This is a genomic window from Micromonospora sp. NPDC126480, from assembly GCF_040302465.1.
In the GTDB taxonomy this organism is placed as follows: Bacteria; Actinomycetota; Actinomycetes; order Mycobacteriales; family Micromonosporaceae; genus Micromonospora.
Map to the genome: position 1 here is coordinate 123597 of NZ_JBEORU010000009.1, position 17057 is coordinate 140653.

Consider the following 17057-nt stretch of genomic DNA (forward strand, 5'->3'; position numbering starts at 1 on the left):
GCCCTTTCAGTCGGCCGGCACGACGGTGACCGGAATGGCCGGGTCGCCGGCGGAGAGCTTCAACCCCTCCCAGGGGATCGAGATCAGGCACTGCCGCAGGTGCTCCCGCGACTCGTCAAGCGTCGGCGGCGTCACCGGCTCGCCGTCGACCACGTACGACCGCTGCAGCAGCCGGTCGTTCGGCTGCCGGTCCGGCACGCCCTGCGGCACGATGATCTCCTCGGTGGCGGTGCCGGTCGGCTTGTGCCGGCGGACCGCCACCTTGCGACCGCCGATGGTGGCCTTGCGTTCGGAGCGCTTGACGACGGCACGCCCCTCGACCTCGACGAGCTTGTAGACCAGGCCGGCGGTGGGGGCGCCGGAGCCGGTCACCACGGCGGTGCCGGCGCCGTACATGTCCACCGGCTCGGCGGCGAGCGCGGCGATCGCGTACTCGTCCAGGTCGCCGGAGACGATGATCTTCGTCTCGGTGGCGCCGAGCGAGTCGAGCAGCTCGCGGGACTGCTGCGCCATGACCGCCAGGTCGCCGGAGTCGATCCGGACGGCCCGCAGGTCGGGCCCGGCCACCGCGATGGCGTTGCGGATGCCCTCGCTGATGTCGTACGTGTCGACCAGCAGCGTGGTCTGCTTGCCCAGCGTGGCCACCTGCGAGGCGAACGCCGCCCGTTCGTCGTCGTGCAGCAGGGTGAACGCGTGCGCGGCGGTGCCCGCCGTGGGGATGCCGTAGCGCTGGCCGGCGGCCAGGTTGGAGGTGAACCGGAACCCGGCCAGGTACGCCGCCCGGGCCGCCGCGACCGCCGCCTCCTCGTGCGCCCGCCGGGAACCCATCTCGATCAGGGCGCGTCCGCGGGCCGCGGTGACCATCCGCGCGGCGGCCGCGGCGACGGCGCAGTCGTGGTTGAGCACCGACAGCACGAGCGTCTCCAGCACCACACACTCGGCGAAGGTGCCGGAGACGGTGAGGATCGGCGAACTGGGGAAGAACAGCTCACCCTCGGCGTAGCCGTCGACGTCGCCGGTGAAGCGGTAGTTCGCGAGCCACTCCGCGGCGGTGTCGTCCACCACGCCGGTACGCCGCAGGAAGTCGACCTCGGCCACGTCGAACCGGAAGTCCCGGATCAGGTCCACCAGCCGGCCGGTGCCGGCGACGACGCCGTACCGGCGGCCGGTGGGGAGCCGGCGGCCGAACACCTCGAACACGCAGCGGCGGTCCGCGGTGCCGTCGCGGAGGGCGGCACTGACCATTGTCAGCTCGTAGTGGTCGGTCAGCAGCGCGGGGCGGAGGTTGCTCACCGACTCAGCCTAGAACCTGCCCCGCGTCACGTTCCGGCCGCGCCGGGACTTCGACGCCCGGTGCTACGCCGCGGCGGGTCCGCCTCCTTCGTGGCCCGGGATCGCCCGCAGCGCCGCGCCCAGCTCCGCGCGCCCGGCGACGCCGAGCTTGCTGTAGATGCGCTGGAGGTGGTTCTCGACGGTGCGCGCGGACAGGTAGAGCTGGTCGGCGATCGCCCGGCTGGTCGCCCCGGCGGCCGCGAGCCGGGCCACCTGCCACTCGCGGTGGGTGAGCGTCGGCGACCCGGCCCGCAGCGCCGGCGTGTGGACCTGGCCGCAGCGCCCGAGCAGCGTGGCGAGCCGCTCCCGGGCACGGCCCGCCAGCGGCGAGCGCCGCTCCCGCAGCAACTGCAGTGCCGTCGCGGTGGCCTCGGCGGCCCACACGGTGAGGTCGTGCTCCGCGAAGTCGTCGGCGACGGCCAGCAGGTCCTCGGCGGCGCCGTCGGCCAGCGCCCGTGCGTGCCGGGCCAGCAGCGGCGGCAGCACCCCGTCGACCTGTTCGGAGAGTTCGCTGAGGCGCTGGGCGACCGTGCGCCGGCTCCCGTCGGAGCAGGTCGGACCGACCGGCGCGCCGGCCTGACCGAGCCGGACCAGGTCGTGCAGCACGTGCACCTCGTGCCCGGCGAAACCGTCGGCGCGCAGCCGCTCGGCGACCTCGGTCAGGTGCTTGACCGCGCCGGGCAGGTCGCCGCCGGCCGCGAGGACCGCGCCCCGGGCCTGCTCCAGCCACGGGTACAGCACCGCCATGCCGTGTGCGTGGGTGCGGTCGGCCTCGGCCATCGCCTCGGCCGCCTGGTCGGCGTCGCCGCGCAACGCCGCCGCCTGGGCCCGCTCGGCCTGGGCCAGGCCCGCGTAGACCCGGCTGGTGGCGAGCACGGCGCACGCGCTCAGGCTGGTCCGCAGCGCGCTGTCGGTCTCGCCGCGCAGCCGCGCCGCGTACGCCTGCAGGATCGCCAGGTAGCCGGTGCCGAGCCGGAAGTCACCGGCGCCGGCCAGGTCGGCGAACTCGTCGGCCACGATGGCGTCGATGCCGACCAGGTCGCCGGCGAGGGCGAGCCGGGTCCCCCGGGCGAGTTCCAGCGCCAGTTGCAGGTACGGCATGTCGGCGCGCCAGTGGGCCGCGGCCGCCTGCACCAGGTCGATGGCGGCGGCGCTGCGACGCAGCTGCCCCTGGACGGTGTGCAGGTACGCGATGGTGCACCGGGCCAGCTCGCGCGAGGCGACGCTGGCGGCGGGCCGGTCCAGCACGGTCTGCCCGAGCCGGAGCGCGGCGGTGGTGTCGAGCCCGTGCAGCCGCATGATCGCCTCGAAGGCGAGGAGCCGGGCCTGCGCGGCCGAGTCCCGCAGCTCCGCCGCCTGCGCCGCGATCTCCTCCACCGTGGACTCCCGGCTCAGTCCCCAGTAGCTGACCATCCCGCGTACGGTGAGCCAGCGGCTGCGCCGCCGGTCGTCGCCCAGGTCCGCGGCGACCGCGTCGAGCACCTCGATGGCCTCGTCCGGGCGGTCGGCGAACATCAGGATGGTGGCCAGCAGTTCGGCCGCGTCGAAACCGCCGCCGGCGTCGAGCGCCGCGCGGGCCAGCCGGGTCGCGAGCGGCACGTCGTAGCGGGTGAACGCCTGGACGGCGGCGCCGAGCAGCATCGTCTCGTCCTGGGCGGTGCCCGACTCCAGCCGCCACACGGCCACCCGCAGCAGGTCGTCGCGGCGCCGGGTGCCGACCTCCTCGAGCAGCTGGGCGAGGCGCGCCTGCAGGCGGCGGGTGCGGCTGACCGGGCACTGCCGGCGGATCACCTCGCCGTACAGCGGGTGGGCCAGCCGGACGTCGAGCCGGCGGTCGTCGCGGACCACGGTGATCAGGCCGCGCTCCTCGGCGGTCTCCACGTCCGCCGGCTCCACCGCCTGCTGGAGCAGGTGCAGGCCGAGCGGCTCGCCGAACGCGGCCAGCTCCACCGCCGACCGCACGCCCGGGGTGAGCTGCCCGATCCGGGTGTCGATGAGGTCGGTGAGGCTCGGCGCCAGCTCCAGCCGGCCGGTCCACTTCCACACGCCGTACGTGCTGGTCAGCTCGCCGGTGCCGGAGGCGGCGTGGACCAGCTCGCGCAGCAGCAGCGGGTTGCCGGCGGAGAGCCGCCACAGCCGGTCGGCGGAGCCGGCGTCCACCGGCCCCTCGAGGATGGCCGCGAGGAGCCCGGCGGTGTCGTCCGGGTCCATGGGGCTCAGCTCGGCGTGGTCCACCAGGTCGTCGGTCCAGAGTGCCCGGATCGGCAGCGGTATCTGTTCGCCGTTGCGCAGGGTGCCGACCACGATGGCGTTCTCCGAGCGGGCGACGAGGTGCACGAGCGCGGCGGACGGCGGGTCCAGCAGGTGCGCGTCGTCGACGGCGAGCACGATGCGGCGGCCGGCGGCCTGTTGCTGCAGCACGTCCACCGCCCAGCGCAGGATCCCGGCGGGCGACAGGCCCTGCGGCTGGTCGGCCGGGAGCACCTGGACCAGCCCGCCGAACGGCAGCGCCGCCGTGGTGGCGCTGGCGGCGACGAACCACACCGCGTACCGGTCGCGGGGCAGCGCCTCCACCCCCTCCCGGAGGAGGCGGCTCTTGCCGATCCCGGCGCTGCCGCTGAAGAAGAGTCCCCGCCCTTCGGCACCCGTGACCGCCGCCGACAGACGGTTGAGCTCGTGGGTACGACCGACGAATCTCCACCGACTCATTCGCGCAGCATATCGACGTGATTCCGTATGTGCACGGTCCGTCACGCACCGAAGTTGAGTAGTGTCGTCATTACCCGTGAGTAGACCGGGTGTTCCGATCGCGTCCCGGTTCGCCCGTACTCTTCCGGCATCCGGGTCCGCACACCGGGAGTTCCACGTGGCCGGCACCGCCGACCACCAGCACTGGGAGGCCGCCTGTGACGTCGGGTCCACTCCCTGCGGTAGACGTGTCGGGCGAGCCGGCCGACAGCGCCGACCTGCCGCACGGCCGACCGCTGCCGGCCCGGTCGGGCGCGCCGGCGCCGGGCGCCGAGGAGCCGCTGGGTGTGGTGGCCGCCGGTCCCGCCGGCGCCGGTCGAGCCGGGCTGCTCGCCGCCCTGCTCCAGCTGGATCCCGCCATGCTCGCGGTGCCGGCCGGCAGCTGGCTGCTGGTCCGCCACCACCGGGTGCCGCGCCGGGCCGCGTACGTGCCCGGCTACCGGCAGCCGCACTCCTACGGCGCCGACCGCCTCGCCGCGGGGCCGGCGCTCGCCCGCCCACCACGCCGGGTCGAGCTGAGCGTGCCGGAGCCGTTGCTGAGGCACTTCACACTTGTCGACACGCCGGACACCGGCGCCCTGGGCGCGGCCGGCGGGCGGGTGCTGCTGGACGCGGCGGGCCGGGCCGGCGCGGTGCTGTTCGTGATCGCGGCCGACCAGGCGTTCACCGCGGCCGAGCTGCACCTGCTCGGCGATCTCGCCGGGGCGCGGGTAGAGGTCTTCTTCGCCGTGACCCCAGCCGCGGGCGGCTGGGCGCCCGACGGCCCGCCGACGGAGGACACGGGGGCGTCCGTCCGCGCGGCTGACGCCGGGTCCAGCGGAGTCGCGCCCGCCGACGCCGTGGACCCGGCCGCCGTCGCCGTGGCGGCGCACCGCGCCGCGCTGCTCGCCGCCGTTCCCGGCCTCGCCGCCGCCCGCTGGTACCCGGTCGGTCCGGACGGCGTCGACGACCTGCGGCGGGGCCTGGTGGGCTGGGCCGCCGACGAGGGGCTGCGCCGGGGCAGCGCCACACCTCCGGTGCTGCCCGGCCAGCACGGCCGGGTGCCGGTGCTGCCCGAGCCCGGCCCCTGGGCCGACCAGCTCGAGCGGCAGGCCCGACTGGCCGCCCGGCGGATCCGTCAGCACCTGGCCCTGGAGCTCGCCAACACCCACCTGCGCGTGGTGCAGGAGATCGTCTTCGGTGTCGGCTGCGCCGGCCTGCCGCAGCTGCTGGACCGCGAGATGGAGGCGCTGTCGCTGCTGGCGACCGCCGAGTGCGACGACGCCGTCCGGGCCCTCATCGCCGAGGCGGCGGGCCGGGTGTTCGGCGTGCCGGTGGCGGCCGGCGTCCGTCGGCGTATCGCCAACGCGGTGCACTGGGGACTCGCCGACCATCCCTCCGGCGAGGAACTGGACCGGGTGTTCCTGGTGACCAGCACCGGCGGCGTGGCCGGGCTGACCGGCGTCGGCGCGACCGACGCACTGACCGGCTACCCGGGCGCCGTACGGGACGAGGTGCTCCCGCCGGTGGCGGTGGCCCTCTCCGGCGGCTGCTGGCAGCACTGGCGCATTCCGGGCAACGACGACCCGAACGTCGCCCGGGCCTGGGCCCAACGGGCGCTACGGGAGGTCGAGCTGGAGTTGACCCGCGAGGTTTCCCGACGCTTCGAGGTGATCCGGCTCTCGCTGGGCGCGGTGCTCGCCGATGCGGTCGACCACGGCATCCTCCTCGCCTGAGGCCGGGGTGGCCGGCACGGGCGCCGGTGGTGGCGGTGCCGATCCGCGACCGGCCGGCGTTCCGGTTCCTCGGTTCGCCGGATCCGGTGGCACGATGGGGGGCATGGCGGCTCCGCAGGTTGCACCGGTCGAGACGCCGGACACCGACGAGGTGCCGGCTGCCGACCGGCCGTGGGTGACGATCGTGTGGGACGACCCGGTCAACCTGATGACGTACGTGACCTGGGTCTTCCAGAAGCTCTTCGGCTACAGCCGCGAGAAGGCCGAGCAGCTCATGCTTGACGTGCACCACAAGGGCAAGGCGGTCGTCTCCACCGGTGCCCGGGAACGGATGGAGCACGACGCGTCCCAGCTGCACGCGTACGGCCTCTGGGCGACGGTGGACCGGGCGTGAGCGGGCGTCAGCGAGTGAACAGTCAATCCAGCGCGGTGGTGCCTCAGGGCGGCACGGAGCGCAGCGGAGTGCCGTCATGAGCATGTTCCGGCGGCAGGGGGACCGCTACGTCGCCACGTTCGCGGTGGACGAGGTCCGGGTCCTGCGCAAGGTCGCCTCCGAGGTCGTCGGTCTGCTCACCGACGGGTTCGACCACTCCGACCCGGTGGTCGTACGGCTCTTCCCCGACGCCTATCCGGAGGACGCCGCGGGCACCGCCGAGTTCCGCCGGTACACCGAGGGCGACCTGAAGACGGCGAAGATCGACCAGGCGGGTGCGATCCTCGCGGCACTGCCCGGCGAGGCCGGCGGGGAGGTCCGCCTCGACGCCGAGGCGGCCGAGGCGTGGCTGCGGGCGCTCAACGACGCCCGGCTGGCGATGGGTGTCCGGTTGGAGATCAAGGACGGCACCGATCTCGGCGCCGAGCTGGACGACGCGGTGGCCGAGGACCCGACGTCCAGCCGGGTGTTCCAGCTGTCGGTCTACGCGTACCTGGGATATCTCCAGGAATCCCTGCTCAACGCCCTGATCGACTGATCCGTGACGGCCGCCACCTCGCCGGGCCGCGCGGGCAGGCGCTAGGCTTGTCGGCGTGCTGAGCATCGACCGGTCGATCGTTGACGCGATCGTCGCCCACGCGCGTCGGGACCACCCCGACGAGGCGTGCGGCGTGGTCGCCGGTCCCGCCGGCAGTGACCTGCCCACTCGGCACATCCCGATGGAGAACGCCGCCCGCTCCATGACGTTCTACGAGTTCGACTCGATGGAGCAGCTGCGGGTGTGGCGGGAGATGGACGACCGGGACGAGGAGCCCGTCGTCATCTACCACTCGCACACCGCCACGGAGGCGTACCCGTCGCGCACCGACATCTCCTTCGCCGGTGAGCCCAACGCGCACTACCTGCTCGTCTCCACCCGTGAGCCCGACACCGAGGAGATCCGCTCCTTCCGGATCGTCGACGGCGTGGTGACCGAGGAGCCGGTCCGCATCCTGGACGCCGGGGTGGACCCGCACGCCGTGCAGTCCTACATGTTCGGGCAGAGCCCGGCGACGGTCGACTACGAGTGTTCCGGCCGCTGACCCCAGCGCCGTAACACCCCGCCACGTCCCGTCACCATCCCGGCACACCCGATCAAGGAGCACCGCACCATGGCCATCGAGGTTCGCATCCCCACCATCCTGCGCAGCTACACCGGCGGCGCGAAGGTCGTCGAGGGCACCGGCGACACGCTGGGTGACCTGCTCACCGATCTGGACGCCCGGCATGCCGGCCTGAAGGCGCGGCTGGTCACCGACGCCGGCGCGCTGCACCGCTTCGTCAACGTCTACGTCAACGACGAGGACGTCCGCTTCCTCGGCGCGCTGGACGCCAAGCTCAACGACGGCGACAGCGTGACCATCCTGCCGGCCGTCGCCGGCGGCGCGTTCGGCTTCGCGGCGGCGGCCGCGATCGCCCAGCACGGTGCGGCGGCAGCCGCGGCGCGCGGCGCGTCGGTCGCCGCTCGCTGAGGGCGGGCCGACATGGCGAGGTACGACAGCCTCCTGGACGCCTGCGGCGGCACGCCCCTGGTCGGGCTGCCCCGGCTCTCGCCGACGGTGCCCCACGGGGCGCCGCCGGTGCGGCTGTGGGCGAAGCTGGAGGACCGGAACCCGACCGGCAGCATCAAGGACCGGGCCGCCCTGTTCATGGTCCGGGCGGCCGAGGAGTCCGGCCGGCTCCGGCCGGGCGACACGATCCTGGAGCCGACCAGCGGCAACACCGGCATCTCGCTGGCCATGGTCGCGAAGCTGCGCGGCTATCGGCTGGTCTGCGTGATGCCGGAGAACGTCTCCACCGAGCGGGTGCAGTTGCTCCGCATGTACGGCGCGGAGATCATCTTCTCGCCGGCGGCGGGCGGCTCCAACCAGGCGGTGGCCACCGCCAAGCAGATCGCCGCCGAGCACCCCGACTGGGTGATGCTCTACCAGTACGGCAACGACGCGAACGCCCGCGCCCACTACGAGACCACCGGCCCCGAGCTGCTGCACGACCTGCCCACGATCACGCACTTCGTGGCCGGGCTCGGCACCACGGGCACGCTGATGGGCACCGGGCGGTACCTGCGGGAGAAGGTCGACGGCATCCAGGTCGTCGCTGCCGAACCGCGCTACGGCGAGCTGGTGTACGGGCTGCGCAACATCGACGAGGGGTACGTGCCGGAGCTGTACGACGCGAGCGTGCTGACCCGGCGTTTCTCCGTCGGCACGCGCGACGCCGTGCTGCGTACCCGGCAACTGGTCGAGGTGGAGGGGATCTTCGCGGGCTTCTCCACCGGGGCGATCCTGCACGCCGCCCTGGCGGTGGCGCACGAGGCGGTCCGGGAGGGGCGCCGCGCCGACGTGGCCTTCGTGGTCGCCGACGGCGGCTGGAAGTACCTGTCGACCGGGGCGTACGGCGGCACCCTCGCCGACGCCGAGGACGCCCTGGAGGGGCAGCTCTGGGCCTGACCGGGACCGGGAGAGGGTGTCACGTTCGTGACATCTTCCCGTGGATGATTCATGCGCTCCCGTGACCGCGCGTAGGCTGCGCAGCGTGGCGTACGCGGCGGTGGAGATCATGCTTCGCGGTGCGACGGCCGGCGCGGACACTACGCATCGCGACAGCGAGATGACTCGATGCGACTGACCGTTCTGGGCTGTGCCGGGAGCTTCCCCGGGCCCGAGGCCCCCTGTTCGGCGTACCTGGTGGAGGCCGAGGGTTTCCGGCTCCTGGTCGACTTCGGATCGGGGTCGCTGTCCACCCTCCAGCGGTACGTGGGGCTGCACGCCCCGGACGCCATCCTCCTCACCCACCTGCACTGCGACCACATCTTCGACGCCGCTCTGTACGTGGTGGCGCGCCGGTACGCCCCCGAAGGCCCGTACCCGCCGCTGCCGGTGTACGCCCCGTCCGGTGCGCCGGACCGGCTCGCCGCCGCGTACGGGCAGGAGGACGGGACCGTCGAGGACGTGTACCAGTTCTACGCCCTCGAGCCGGGTACCTTCCCGATCGGCCCGCTGACCGTCACCGTCGACCGGGTCAACCACCCGGTGGAGACGTACGGCGTCCGGCTGGAGCACGGCGGCCGGGTGCTCTGCTACTCGTCGGACACGGCGCCGTGCGACGCCCTGCTCCGGCTGGCTCAGGACGCCGACGTGTTCCTCTGCGAGGCGAGCTACCTCGACGGGGTGGAGAACCCGCCGGACCTGCACCTGACCGGCCGGGAGGCCGGCGAGGCGGCCACCAAGGCGGGCGTCGGCCGGCTCCTGCTGACCCACCTGATCGCGGCCTGGGGCAGCGAGGCGCACACCGTCGCGTCCGCCGCCGCCGCGTACGCGGGCCCGCTCGACGTGGTCCGGCCGGGCGCGAGCTACGAGATCTGAGCCCGCCGTAGCCGGCTCTTGCCGAACTGTTTCCCCGACGGTCAGAAGGCCGTCGTCCGCCGCACCCGCGGCACCCGCACGGTGGGGGCATGCGGATCGCCATCGTGACCGAGTCGTTCCCGCCGGACGTGAACGGCGTCGCGCACTCGGTGGTCCGGGCGGCCGAGCACCTCGTCGCACGCGGCCACGAGCCGGTGGTCATCGCGCCCGCCCCGCCCGGTGCCCACCGGCACGAGCCGGACCGCTACCCGTACCCGGTGGTCCGGATCCCCAGCGTCCCGCTTCCGCGCTACGACGGCTTCCGGCTGGGTGTGCCGACGTCGGCCCGGCTGACGAACGCGCTGCTGTCGGCCGCCCCCGATGTCGTCCACCTGGCCAGCCCGTTCGTACTTGGTGCACGGGCCGCGGCACTGGCCGCGCGGCACGGGCTGCCGACCGTCGCCGTGTACCAGACCGACGTCGCCTCGTACGCCCGCGCGTACCGGGTCGGCTGGGGCGAGGCAGCGGCCTGGCGACGGCTGCGCGAGATCCACAACTCCGCCCGCCGTACGCTCGCGCCCTCCACCCGGGCCGCCGCGGACCTCATCGCCAACGGTGTGCAGCGCATCTGGCTCTGGCGCCGCGGTGTCGACGCCGAGCGCTTCCACCCCGCCAACCGCTGCCCGGTGCTGCGGCGTGCCCTGGCACCCGGCGGCGAGCTGCTCGTCGGCTACGTGGGGCGGCTGGCCCCGGAGAAGCGGGTCGACCTGCTCCACGCCACCACCCGGCTGCCCGGCGTGCGGGTCGTGGTGGTCGGCGACGGCCCGGCGCGCCGCCAACTGGAGCGCGCCCTGCCCGATGCCACGTTCCTCGGCGTGCGGCGCGGTGCGGACCTCGCCCGCCTCTACGCGAGCTTGGACGTCTTCGTGCACACCGGCCCGCACGAGACGTTCGGGCAGACCCTCCAGGAGGCCCTCGCCAGCGGCGTACCGGTGGTGGCACCGGCGGCCGGTGGCCCGATCGACCTGGTCGAGACCGGGGTGACCGGGACGCTGGTGCCGGCCGGTGACGCGGCGGCGCTGGCCGGCGCCGTGGCGGACCTCGCCGCCGACCGGCCGCGCCGGCTGGCGTACGGGCTCGCGGCGCGCGCCGCGGTCAGCCGGCGGAGCTGGGCGACCGTCGGCGACGAGTTGATCGGCCACTACCGGGCGGTCCGGTCCGCCGGGGCGCTCGACCTGCCGACCGCGTCGTGAGCGGCCTGCGGATCGTCCGGCTGGCCAACTTCGTCACCGGCCGCTCGGGCGGGCTGCGCACGGCGCTGCGCAGTCTCGGCGTGGCGTACCGGGCCGCCGGGCACGACCCGGTGCTGGTCGTGCCCGGTGCGCGCGACACCGACGAGCGGCACCCGTGGGGGCGGGTGATCACGCTCGCCGGCCCCCGCGTGCCGGGGACCGGCGGGTACCGGGTGCTCACCGACCGCACCCGGCTGGCCCGCGTGCTGGCCACGCTGCAGCCGGACCGGCTCGAGGTCTCCGACCGGTCGACGCTGCGCTGGACGGGCGACTGGGCCCGGGCGCACGGCGTGCCGTCGCTGATGGTGTCCCACGAGTCCCTGACCGGGCTGCTCGGCGAGTGGCGGGTGCCGGCGGTGCTGGGGCGCCGCATCGCCGACCGGCTCAACCGGGAGACCGCCGGGGCGTACGACCGGATCGTGTGCACGACCCGGTGGGCGGCCGAGGAGTTCGACCGGATCGGCGTGCCGGTCGAGCTGGTGCCGCTCGGCGTCGACCTGGCGACGTTCCGGCCGGAACGGGCCGACCCGACCCTGCGCGAGCGGTACGCCGACCCCACCGAGGTGCTGCTGGTGCACTGCGCCCGGATGTCCGTCGAGAAGCGACCGGAGCTGGCCGTGGAGGCGCTCGTCGAGCTGCGCAACGGCGGGGTGCCGGCGGTGCTCGTGATGGTGGGTGACGGTCCGCTGCGACCGGCCCTGATCCGGCGGGCCGAGGGGCTGCCGGTGGCGTTCACCGGATTCCTGCCCGACCCCGCCGCGGTCGCCGCGCTGCTCGCCAGCGCCGACGTGGTGCTGGCGCCCGGCCCGGTGGAGACCTTCGGCCTGGCCGGGCTGGAGGCGCTGGCCTGCGGCACGCCGGTCGTGGTCAACGCCGCCAGCGCGTTGCCCGAGGTGGTGGGCGCCGCCGGGCTCGCCGCGTACGGCTCGGCGGTGTCGCTGGCCGCGGCGGTGACCCGGCTGCTCGACCGCCCCGAGGCGGAGCGCCGCCGGGCGGCCCGTGCCCGGGCGGAGGAGTTCGGCTGGCCCGCCTCGGCCGCCGGCTTCCTGCGCGCACACGACACCCTGCCTTTCGGCCGGTCGAGCGGGTGCGGCGCACCGCCTGAGCCGGTCAGGACACCCCGGGGCGCTTCGATCACGGCACCACATAGGGTGCAGGCATGGCGCGACCTGACGGGCGGCTGCCCGACCAACTCCGACCGGTGGCCCTGACCCGAGGCTGGAGTACCCATCCCGAAGGCTCCGTGCTTGTGGAGTTCGGGGCCACCCGGGTGCTGTGCACCGCGAGCGTCACCGAGGGGGTGCCCCGCTGGCGCAAGGGCTCCGGGCTCGGCTGGGTGACCGCCGAGTACGCGATGTTGCCGCGCGCCACGAACACCCGCTCGGACCGGGAGAGCGTCCGGGGGAAGGTCGGTGGCCGGACACACGAGATCTCCCGCCTGATCGGCCGCAGCCTGCGGGCGTCGATCGACCTGAAGGCGCTCGGCGAGAACTCCATCGTGCTCGACTGCGACGTCCTCCAGGCCGACGGCGGCACCCGCACGGCGGCGATCACCGGCGCGTACGTGGCGCTGCACGACGCGGTGAGCTGGCTGGCCGCCCGCAAGGCCCTGGCCGGGAAGCCGGAGAAGGTGATGCACCGCTCGGTGGCGGCGGTCAGCGTCGGGGTGATCGCCGGCGAGCCACGGCTGGACCTCAACTACGACGAGGACGTGGCCGCCGAGGTCGACATGAACGTGGTCTGCACCGGCACCGGCGAGTTCGTCGAGGTGCAGGGCACCGGCGAGGCGGGCGTCTTCGCCCGCGAGCAGCTCGACGCCCTGCTCGACCTGGCCGTCGCCGGCTGCGTGGAACTGGCCGAAGCCCAGCGGAAGGCTCTCACATGAACAAGGTCCTGCTCGCCACCCGGAACCGGAAGAAGCTCATCGAGCTGCAGCGCATCCTCGACGGGGCGCTGGGCGCGCACCGCATCGCGCTGATCGGCCTCGACGACGTCGAGGCGTACCCGGAGCTGCCGGAGACCGGCCTTACCTTCGGGGAGAACGCGCTGATCAAGGCGCGGGAGGGGTGCCGCCGGACCGGCCTGCCCACCGTCGCGGACGACTCCGGGCTCGCCGTCGACGCCCTCAACGGCATGCCCGGCGTGTTCAGCGCCCGGTGGGCCGGCAGGCACGGTGACGACCGGGCCAACCTCCAGCTGGTGCTCGACCAGGTCGCCGACGTGCCGGACGAACACCGGGCTGCGTCGTTCGTCTGCACGGTGGCCCTGGTGCTGCCCGGCGGCAAGGAGCACCTGGTCGACGGCCGGCAGCCCGGCCGCCTGCTGCGGGCGCCGCGCGGCGAGGGCGGCTTCGGCTACGATCCGATCTTCCTGGGCGACGGGCAGGACCGCACGAACGCCGAGCTGACACCCGAGGAGAAGGACGCGGTCAGCCACCGCGGCAAGGCGCTCCGCGAACTGGCAAAGCTGATCGCGAAGGTGCTCCCGCCGGCCGCCGGCTGAAGCATACGTCCGCTCGAGAGCCTGTTCGCCGGATTGCCCTGCCGGGTGCGACCATCGCAGGGGGCACCGGCTGGCAATGGTGGAGTCGCCCGGCCGCTGCGGCGTGGTCGGGCGCCGTGGAAGGGACGGGATGAGTCGGTTCTGGATGCGTGGCGCCGTCGCCGCGTTGCTCGCCGTGGCAGTGGTCGTCGTCAGCGCCGGCTTCCTGGCCACGAGGGGGACCGACCGTCCGGCGGAGGGCGCGACGGGTGCCTGGGAAACGGTGGCGGTCGACGCCGGGCCCCTGCCCACCACGCGCGACGGCCGCAGCGGCTTCGTGCATCCCGGCATCCTGGTCAGCGCACCGCAGCTCGATTTCGTGCTGGGCAAGGTCCGGGCCCGGGAGGAGCCGTGGCACTCGGCCTGGCTCGAGGTCGTGCGCAGCCGGTATGCGGACCTGTCCTGGCGTCCCGAGCCTGTCGCCACGGTCGAGTGCGGCTTCTACTCGAATCCCGACCGGGGGTGCACCCGGGAGGCCGAGGACGCGATCGCGGCCTACACCCACGCACTGCTCTGGGTGTTCACGCGCGACGGCCGGTACGCCCAGAAGTCCGTCGAGATCCTGGACGCCTGGTCGGGTGCGCTGAAGCGGCACACCAACTCGAACGCGCCGCTGCAGGCCGGCTGGTCGGGGGCGATGTTCGTCCGGGCGGCCGAGCTGATCAGGCACACCTACCAGGGGTGGGCACCGGACCGGCTCGCCCGGGCGGAGGAGATGTTCCGGACGGCGTTCCTGCCCCTGGTGCTGGGCGAGCTCAAGGGCTACCGGGCGGGCAACTGGGGTCTGATCATGCTGGACGCGGCGGTCGGTATCTCGGTGTTCCTTGACGACCGTCCCTCGTTCCTCAAGGCGGTCGAGACGTGGCGCCTCCGGCTCCGGTCATACGTCTACCTGAGCAGCGACGGAGCGCTCCCCAAGGCGTCGCCGGACGACACGTACACAACACAGCAGCTGGTACGGCAGTGGAGTGGACAGACCCGGTTCGTCGACGGGCTGGCACAGGAGACCTGTCGCGATTTCCTCCACACCGGCTGGGGCCTTTCAGCCGCGGCGCACGTCGCGGAAACCGCCTGGATCCAGGGGCTCGACCTGTACGCCGAGGCCCGTGAGCGGCTCACCGCGGCGCTGGAGCTGCACGCCGGCTTCGACCTCGGCGAGCCGGTCCCGTCGTGGCTGTGCGGGGGCAAGCTGACCCTCGGTATCCACCCGATGCCGGAGGTCGCCTACAACCACTACGTGACGCGGGTGGGACAGCCCCTCCCGAGGACCGAGCAGGTGATCAAGGCGAACCGGCCGGCGGGGCCGGCCTTCTTCTACGCCTGGGAGACCCTGACGCACGCCGCGAACCCGCGCTGAGCCGACCGTCGCCGGCACGGGACGTCGTATGGAAGATCGATTCGGTACGCTCACCGCCGCCATGCCGCTGCGGTCGCAGCGGTCGCAGACCCCTTCCGCACGGCCGTAGCGAGGATCAGTGAACGTCTCCAGGGACACGCCCCGCGGCGCTTTGCGGCCCGAGATCCAGGCACTTCGGGCGCTCGCGGTGCTGCTGGTGCTGCTGTTCCACTTCTGGCCGCACCGCATCCCGGGCGGATATGTCGGCGTCGACGTCTTCTTCGTCATCAGCGGTTTCCTCATCACCGCGCACCTGGTTCGGGAGGTGCAGACGTCGGGCTCGGTACGCCTCGGCATCTTCTGGGCCCGCCGGATCCGCCGTCTGCTACCGGCCTCCCTGCTCGTACTCGTCGCGACCGCGGCGGCCGTCTTCGTCTGGGTGCCGCAGCTCTACTGGCCGCAGATCCTCCGCGAGATAGCGGCGGCGACGCTCTACGTCGAGAACTGGCAGTTGGCCCACGACGCCGTCGACTACTTGGCTGCGGAGAACGTCCGGTCTCCGGTGCAGCACTACTGGTCGCTCTCCGTGGAGGAGCAGTTCTACCTGGTCTGGCCGTTGCTGATCGTGGCCGCGGTCGTCCTCGCGCGCCGGCTCCGGCGGACGGATCCGATGCCCGCGATCCGCGCCACGCTGGCCGTCCTGGTACTGGCCTCGTTCGTGTACTCGGTCTACCAGACGTCGGCGAACAGCGCCGCCGCCTACTTCGTCACGCCGACCCGGGCCTGGGAGTTCGGGGCGGGGGCCCTGCTGGCGACGCTGCCGATGTTCGGTCGCGCAGCCGGCGACCGCACCCGAGCCGCCGTCTCCTGGCTGGGACTGCTGCTGATCGGCGTGGCGGCGTTCGTCCTCAGCGCCGGCACCCCGTTCCCCGGCTACGCGGCGGCGCTGCCGGTCGTCGGCACGCTCTGCGCCATCTGGGCAGGCGCTCCCGATCTGCGGTGGGCACCGTCGGGGTGGATGGGACTCGCGCCGGTGCAGCGGCTCGGTGACTGGTCGTACTCCGTCTACCTCTGGCACTGGCCGCCCATCGTGGTCTTCGGCTTGGCTACCGGTGACGTGATGCGATGGCCGGTGAAGCTCGCCGTCATCGCCGGCGTCATCGTGCTGGCAGCGCTGACCAAGCGCCTCGTGGAGGACCCGGTCCGGTTCCGCGCGTTCGCCGGTGCGCGCCGGCTGTGGCCGCAGTACGCCGCTGCCGCCGTGTCGATGGTGATGGTCATGTCCGTCGTCGTGCTCGGAAACCGGCAGATCGAGCAGAGCAACCAGGCGACCAGTTCGCGCTTCGAGCAGTTGCTGGCCGTCGGCAGGCCCTGCCTCGGGGCGGACGCCCGGTTGTCCGCCGCACGCTGCCCGGAGGGCGGCCTCGGTGGCGAGGTGTTCCCCGAGATGTCGATGTTGACCAAGGACACCGGCTTCGCGTACCGCTGCTACGACCAGCAGCCGGGGGCCCAGTTGACCTCCTGCCGAATCGGCTCTCAACGGCCCGACGCAACGCGGGTCGCGCTCGTCGGTGATTCGCACGCGGCGATGCTCATTCCGGCGATCGAGGGGCACCTCGACACCCGCAACTGGGCCGTCGACACGTACGTCGCCCGCGGGTGCATCTGGGCGAAGGTGGACGCCGGTGACGAGGCTGACCCGTGCTACGCGCGGCGACACGCCATGATGCAGCGGCTGGGCGGCGACCCCCGGTACGACCTCGTGATCGTCAGCGGGCGGCGCAACGCCAGCGGGGACCGGCGAACGGCGGAGGGGCAGATCCGCGCGTACCTGGAGGCGTGGCAGCCGGTGCTGGCGCGGGGGACCAGCATCGTCGTGGTGGTGGACAACCCGCGGCTCGGTGAGGACGACCTGGGCTGCCTTGTCGACGATGCCGCCAATGGCGGGGATTCCACCCGCTGCGCTGTCGACCGCAAGGTCGGCCTCGGTATCCGTGACGCGCTACAGGAGGCCGCGCGGCGTACCGAGGGCCGGGTTCGCGCGGTGGACCTCAGCGACCTGTACTGCACCGAGACCCGGTGTCCGCTGGTGATCGGCAACGTGATCGTCTACCGGGACTCCCATCACATCACCGCGTCCTACGCGCGAACCCTCGGTCCGCATCTCGTCGAGCGAGTCGCCGCCGCCCGCGAGTCTTGACTTCCGCCGTCAACGGGCGCGCGATTCGGGCCGAAAGGGTTCTCGAAGTCGCCTGTGTGACGGTGGCGTTGCTGCGC

General features: G+C 73.6%; 15 protein-coding genes. 13 read left to right on the forward strand and 2 right to left on the reverse strand.

From position 1 onward, the window contains the following. Window positions 1–6: 6 nt before the first annotated feature. Together ABTW87_RS11185 and ABTW87_RS11190 are read right to left on the reverse strand one after the other, a co-directional pair. Complete coding sequence (locus ABTW87_RS11185) at window positions 7–1293, reverse strand: nicotinate phosphoribosyltransferase (RefSeq protein WP_350650666.1); 1287 nt, start codon at window positions 1291–1293, stop codon at window positions 7–9. A 63-nt stretch (window positions 1294–1356) separates the two neighbouring features. After that, window positions 1357–4041: an ATP-binding protein gene (locus ABTW87_RS11190; RefSeq protein ID WP_350650667.1), complete on the reverse strand. Its 2685-nt coding sequence runs from the start codon at window positions 4039–4041 to the stop codon at window positions 1357–1359. Window positions 4042–4268: 227 nt separating this feature from the next. Between ABTW87_RS11190 and ABTW87_RS11195 the strand changes: the two genes are divergently transcribed. From ABTW87_RS11195 to ABTW87_RS11255, 13 genes are all read left to right on the forward strand, one after another. After that, window positions 4269–5795 carry a hypothetical protein gene (locus tag ABTW87_RS11195; protein ID WP_350650668.1) on the forward strand — a complete coding sequence of 509 codons (1527 nt, stop codon included), beginning with the start codon at window positions 4269–4271 and terminating at the stop codon, window positions 5793–5795. Window positions 5796–5898: 103 nt separating this feature from the next. Continuing rightward, window positions 5899–6189 (forward strand): ATP-dependent Clp protease adapter ClpS, encoded by a 291-nt coding sequence (gene clpS / locus ABTW87_RS11200; protein ID WP_130322227.1) that lies wholly within the window; start codon window positions 5899–5901, stop codon window positions 6187–6189. 76 nt (window positions 6190–6265) lie between these two features. Then, window positions 6266–6766, forward strand: a complete 501-nt coding sequence (locus ABTW87_RS11205) for a DUF2017 domain-containing protein (RefSeq protein WP_350650669.1) — start codon at window positions 6266–6268, stop codon at window positions 6764–6766. A gap of 55 nt (window positions 6767–6821) precedes the next feature. Continuing rightward, window positions 6822–7310: a M67 family metallopeptidase gene (locus tag ABTW87_RS11210; RefSeq protein WP_350650670.1), complete on the forward strand. Its 489-nt coding sequence runs from the start codon at window positions 6822–6824 to the stop codon at window positions 7308–7310. Between the two features lie 69 nt (window positions 7311–7379). Next, a complete protein-coding gene (locus ABTW87_RS11215; protein WP_350650671.1) occupies window positions 7380–7739 on the forward strand; it encodes a MoaD family protein in 360 nt (119 codons plus the stop codon). A gap of 12 nt (window positions 7740–7751) precedes the next feature. After that, on the forward strand, window positions 7752–8717 hold the full coding sequence (locus ABTW87_RS11220) for a PLP-dependent cysteine synthase family protein (protein WP_350650672.1): 966 nt from the start codon (window positions 7752–7754) through the stop codon (window positions 8715–8717). 168 nt (window positions 8718–8885) lie between these two features. Next, complete coding sequence (locus tag ABTW87_RS11225; RefSeq protein ID WP_350650673.1) at window positions 8886–9632, forward strand: MBL fold metallo-hydrolase; 747 nt, start codon at window positions 8886–8888, stop codon at window positions 9630–9632. Window positions 9633–9721: 89 nt separating this feature from the next. Next, window positions 9722–10864 (forward strand): glycosyltransferase family 4 protein, encoded by a 1143-nt coding sequence (locus tag ABTW87_RS11230; RefSeq protein WP_350650674.1) that lies wholly within the window; start codon window positions 9722–9724, stop codon window positions 10862–10864. Then, the gene (locus ABTW87_RS11235; protein ID WP_502891567.1) at window positions 10861–12114 is read left to right on the forward strand and encodes a glycosyltransferase; all 1254 of its coding nucleotides are present in this window, start codon (window positions 10861–10863) and stop codon (window positions 12112–12114) included. The genes ABTW87_RS11230 and ABTW87_RS11235 overlap by 4 nt, the downstream gene beginning before the upstream one ends. Next, window positions 12063–12788, forward strand: coding sequence for a ribonuclease PH (gene rph, locus ABTW87_RS11240; RefSeq protein ID WP_350650675.1), 726 nt, complete (start codon window positions 12063–12065; stop codon window positions 12786–12788). Before ABTW87_RS11235 ends, rph begins: the two co-directional genes overlap by 52 nt. Beyond that, entirely contained in the window at window positions 12785–13405 is a 621-nt protein-coding gene (gene rdgB / locus ABTW87_RS11245; RefSeq protein WP_350650676.1) for an RdgB/HAM1 family non-canonical purine NTP pyrophosphatase, read from the forward strand. Before rph ends, rdgB begins: the two co-directional genes overlap by 4 nt. A gap of 130 nt (window positions 13406–13535) precedes the next feature. After that, window positions 13536–14801, forward strand: a complete 1266-nt coding sequence (locus tag ABTW87_RS11250; protein WP_350650677.1) for an alginate lyase family protein — start codon at window positions 13536–13538, stop codon at window positions 14799–14801. A 118-nt stretch (window positions 14802–14919) separates the two neighbouring features. Continuing rightward, a complete protein-coding gene (locus ABTW87_RS11255; protein WP_350650678.1) occupies window positions 14920–16980 on the forward strand; it encodes an acyltransferase family protein in 2061 nt (686 codons plus the stop codon). Window positions 16981–17057 lie beyond the last annotated feature (77 nt).